Origin of the sequence: Micromonospora sp. LOL_015 (assembly GCF_048060275.1) — a bacterium.
In the GTDB taxonomy this organism is placed as follows: domain Bacteria; phylum Actinomycetota; class Actinomycetes; order Mycobacteriales; family Micromonosporaceae; genus Micromonospora_E.
This window is the reverse complement of record NZ_JBHMIO010000107.1, coordinates 1-3,303: the sequence shown is the minus strand read 5'-3', so window position 1 is coordinate 3,303 and position 3,303 is coordinate 1. Positions and strand designations below refer to the sequence as shown.

Here is a 3,303-nt window from a genome sequence, read left to right as displayed (position 1 = left end):
AGCCGATCACGTGATCGGCGACTCCCTCACGCCCGCCGCACCACCCAACACAGAAATGATCGACCGACGTACAGCGGCAACCGCGTCGGTGAATCGAGGCAAGGCTGTGCGGGAGATCGAAATCGTCCCGCACAAGAGATTTTAGCAGCCAGTTGGCCGAACCACGCTCCCACGAACGAAGTTCCTTGCCCACGGGGGAAGTACTGCCTAACTACCGGGGGTGGACGGCGTAGGTCAGGTGCGTCACCCGTGTCGATGGTTCCGAACGGATCGGCTCCAGCGCGACCTTGGACGCGTCCACGCCATCGAACAGGCGGGTACCGCCACCGAACAGCACGGGCGCGAGCGCGATCGAGAACGCGTCGACCAGGCCGGCGTTCACGTACTGCAGGATCGTCTCGCTGCCGCCGGCGATGCGGACATCCCGGTCGCCGGCAGCCTCGCGGGCCTGGTCCAACGCACGGTGAATGCCGTCGTCGACGAAGTGGAAGGTGGTGCCGCCCGGCCGCTCCCACGGGTCACGCCTGTTGTGCGTGAGCACGAAGACCGGAGTGTGGAAGGGCGCTTCCGCTGGCCATGCCTGCTCGCCGAAGTCGAACATGCGCCGGCCCATGATGCTCGCGCCGGTGCGCTCGAACGTTTCCCGGGCGATGTCGTTGTCGCGCCCCTCCTCGCCGCCGTCGCCCAGCTTCAGGTTCTCCCGGAAGAACCGCAGCGGGAAGGCCCACGCCTGCAGCTCCATCCACTGCGCCATCCAGCGCTCCAGTTTCGGGTCCTGCTCCTGCTGCTCGGGCGCGCTGAAGCCGTCCAGCGACATCGACACGCTGAAGAACACCTTGCCGGCCATCAGCGACCCTCCTCCTGCCGCTGGGTGAGTTCGGCGACGTAGGCCGCCAGGTTGCTCAGCGTCTGCTCGCCGCCCTCAATCGCGTGGTACTTCTCCACGGCCTGGTCGCGCAGCTCGCGGGTGGGGAAGGCGGTACGCATCACGATCCGGGTCGCCGCACCGTCCGGAGCGAAGCCCAGGGTCGACTCGAAGGCGTTCGGGTCATCGCGGGACTCGCCGTGCAGCAGGGCGATCCGCTGCGGTGGGACGATCTCGGTCCAGGTGATCCATTCGGAGTAGTTGGTGCCGTCCGGGCCGTGCATCACGAAGTCCCACTCGCCGCCGACCCGGAACTCGAAGGACCGCGTGGTGGTGCTGAACCCCTCCGGACCCCACCACCGTGACAGGTGCCGAACCTCGGTGAACGCCTCGAACACCAGCTCCAGTGGGGCGTCGATGACCCGGGAGATCACGATCTCCCGGTCGGCCGTCGCCGGCTCCGCCGATGTTTCCCGCTCTGCTCCTGCCATCGGTCACTGCTCCTGTCGTGTCTGCTTGAGGTCCTGCACGTAGCTGTCCAGCCGGTCGAAACTGCCGTTCCAGAACTCCTCGAACCCGCCGACCCACTCGTGGATCGGCCGCAGGCCGCCAGCGTCCAGGCCGTAGAGGCGCTGCTTGCCCGACTCGCGGACCCGCACCAGCCCCACCTCACGGAGCACCCGCAGGTGCTTGGACGCCCGTGGCTGGCTCATCCCCAGCTCCCGGGCCAGGTCGGTCACCGGCCACTCGCCCGCCCGCAGCAGCGCCAGGATGTCCCGGCGCTGCGGCTCGGCGATCGCGTTGAAGACGTCCGACGTCGTCGCTGCTCGTGCCACGGCAGCCATCATATTCCCATAACAGAATGGGTCAAGTGGGTCGCGCAGTCAAGCTGACGTCGGGCCAGGCTGTGGCCGCCGCGCTACTATAGCATCTATGCTATAGCCTGGGGTGTCGTGGAGCTGGAACCGGAAGCAGAGAAGTGGTTGGAGAGTCTGCCGAGTGCCCTGTTCGCCCGAGCCGCGTTCTACGTCGACCTGCTGGCCGAGCAGGGGCCGCTACTGGGCGAGCCTTACACGAAGCAGCTTGATCGGAAGCTCCGTGAGTTGCGGTTCCACCTTGAGCAGCACGCGGTAAGGGTCACCTACTGGATCGAGTCGGAAAGGCGGATCATCTTGCTGACGGTCTTCTTCAAGACCCGGATGCGCGAGGATCGGGAGATCGACCGGGCGCGTCAGGCGCTGGCGCGGTGCATCAACGAGGCACACCAGGTTGAGGGCAAGGAGGAGGTCTAGCCATGGGTGAGGGTGGCGGCTGGGCTGCGATGCGGGAGCGGCGGTTGGCTGAGCCGGAAGCCGCCGAGGCGTACGAGGCGACGCGGTTGGCATTCGAGCTCGGTCGTTCGGTGCGTGAGCTGCGCGAGCGTCGCGGTTGGAGTCAGACGCAGCTGGCCACGGCGTCGGGGATGACGCAGTCTGCGGTGGCCCGGTTCGAGGCTGGCGGGACCGTGCCGACACTCGTGGTGCTGGAGCGACTGGCAGCGGCGCTGGGAGTGAGCCTGAAGGTCGGCTTCGAGCCCCGCGACGCCGCTGCCTGACGCAGGCTGACAGCAGATCAGTGGTGGAGTCTGCCCAGCTGCGAGATCGATCGAGGAAAAGGTGCCATGCAGGAGGTGAGGCCGTGACGAGCTACACGCGCTGGAGTGACGTCCGGAGTGCCTACGTCGAACGGGCCGGTGGCGAGGAAGCGGTCGAGGCCGGCAAGCGGGAACTGCTGGCCACCGTCGTCGGGCACCGCCTCGCCGAGGTACGCAAGGCCCGAGGCCTGACCCAGCAACAGGTCGCCGACCGGATGGGCGTCACCAAGGGCCGGGTTTCCCAGATCGAACAGGGCAAGATCTCCGGGCAGGATGTCGTCGCCCGCTACGCCGCCGCGCTCGGTGGCCGGCTTCACCAGAGGTGTACGGCGGATTCACTGCCTCCCTTATGGATTCAGCCTTGCCAGCCCGGCAGGATTCCCGGTAGCGGTTCGCGCTGCGCGGCGATGTCGGGTGCGATGACGAACGACAGGGTGATCAGCGCCACGGTCGACACGCTGAAGCCGACGACCAGGCCCACCCGGCACCGTCGGGGCCGTCGCCGGGGCCCGACGGTGAGAGCCCAGATGGCCTGGCTGCTCACCGCCGCGATCCCGAGCATCGGCAGGTACGGGGTGCGTGGCGAGGTGATCCCGGCCAGGGTGTTGTTCAGGTCGAAGACCGCACCGGCCGCAGCCCGGTCGCCTGGATGCTGAGCACCCCGACGACGCCGACGAGCAGGGTGCCGAGCACCGCCCCGTACAGACCCCATAGCACGCTTCTCACCCGATGCACCCTCCTCCTCGTACCCGGTGCGACCCGACGCCGCGACACGCCGAACACAGTATCTGGTGTTGCGTCTTCT

6 protein-coding genes and 1 pseudogene are annotated in these 3,303 nt (G+C 67.6%); 3 read left to right on the top strand and 4 right to left on the bottom strand.

Features of this window, described 5'->3' with window-relative positions; genetic code table 11:
- Positions 1-211: 211 nt before the first annotated feature.
- The 3 genes from ACFHWU_RS28810 to ACFHWU_RS28800 are packed head-to-tail and all read right to left on the bottom strand — an operon-like array spanning position 212 to position 1,701.
- Positions 212-847: a dihydrofolate reductase family protein gene (locus tag ACFHWU_RS28810; RefSeq protein WP_416569468.1), complete on the bottom strand. Its 636-nt coding sequence runs from the start codon at positions 845-847 to the stop codon at positions 212-214.
- The gene (locus tag ACFHWU_RS28805; RefSeq protein WP_416592249.1) at positions 847-1,356 is read right to left on the bottom strand and encodes an SRPBCC family protein; all 510 of its coding nucleotides are present in this window, start codon (positions 1,354-1,356) and stop codon (positions 847-849) included. The genes ACFHWU_RS28810 and ACFHWU_RS28805 overlap by 1 nt, the downstream gene beginning before the upstream one ends.
- A gap of 3 nt (positions 1,357-1,359) precedes the next feature.
- Complete coding sequence (locus tag ACFHWU_RS28800; RefSeq protein ID WP_416592248.1) at positions 1,360-1,701, bottom strand: ArsR/SmtB family transcription factor; 342 nt, start codon at positions 1,699-1,701, stop codon at positions 1,360-1,362.
- A gap of 117 nt (positions 1,702-1,818) precedes the next feature.
- Here ACFHWU_RS28800 and ACFHWU_RS28795 point away from each other — a divergent pair, with 117 nt between their 5' ends.
- From ACFHWU_RS28795 to ACFHWU_RS28785, 3 genes and pseudogenes are all read left to right on the top strand, one after another.
- Entirely contained in the window at positions 1,819-2,157 is a 339-nt protein-coding gene (locus tag ACFHWU_RS28795; RefSeq protein ID WP_416592247.1) for a type II toxin-antitoxin system RelE/ParE family toxin, read from the top strand.
- Between the two features lie 2 nt (positions 2,158-2,159).
- Positions 2,160-2,459: a helix-turn-helix domain-containing protein gene (locus tag ACFHWU_RS28790; protein ID WP_416592246.1), complete on the top strand. Its 300-nt coding sequence runs from the start codon at positions 2,160-2,162 to the stop codon at positions 2,457-2,459.
- An 83-nt stretch (positions 2,460-2,542) separates the two neighbouring features.
- Positions 2,543-2,818 (top strand): annotated as a pseudogene (locus ACFHWU_RS28785) (helix-turn-helix domain-containing protein); the annotation flags it as partial.
- Positions 2,819-2,853: 35 nt separating this feature from the next.
- On the opposite strand, the gene ACFHWU_RS28780 reads toward ACFHWU_RS28785, so the two are convergent.
- On the bottom strand, positions 2,854-3,042 hold the full coding sequence (locus ACFHWU_RS28780) for a hypothetical protein (RefSeq protein ID WP_416592250.1): 189 nt from the start codon (positions 3,040-3,042) through the stop codon (positions 2,854-2,856).
- Between the last annotated feature and the right edge of the window lie 261 nt (positions 3,043-3,303).

Bases quoted from the DNA above. Each gene is read 5' to 3' on its own strand.
- ACFHWU_RS28790 (WP_416592246.1), top strand. From the start codon at position 2,160: ATGGGTGAGGGTGGCGGCTGGGCTGCGATGCGGGAGCGGCGGTTGGCT.
- ACFHWU_RS28805 (WP_416592249.1), bottom strand. From the start codon at position 1,356: ATGGCAGGAGCAGAGCGGGAAACATCGGCGGAGCCGGCGACGGCCGAC.
- ACFHWU_RS28810 (WP_416569468.1), bottom strand. From the start codon at position 847: ATGGCCGGCAAGGTGTTCTTCAGCGTGTCGATGTCGCTGGACGGCTTC.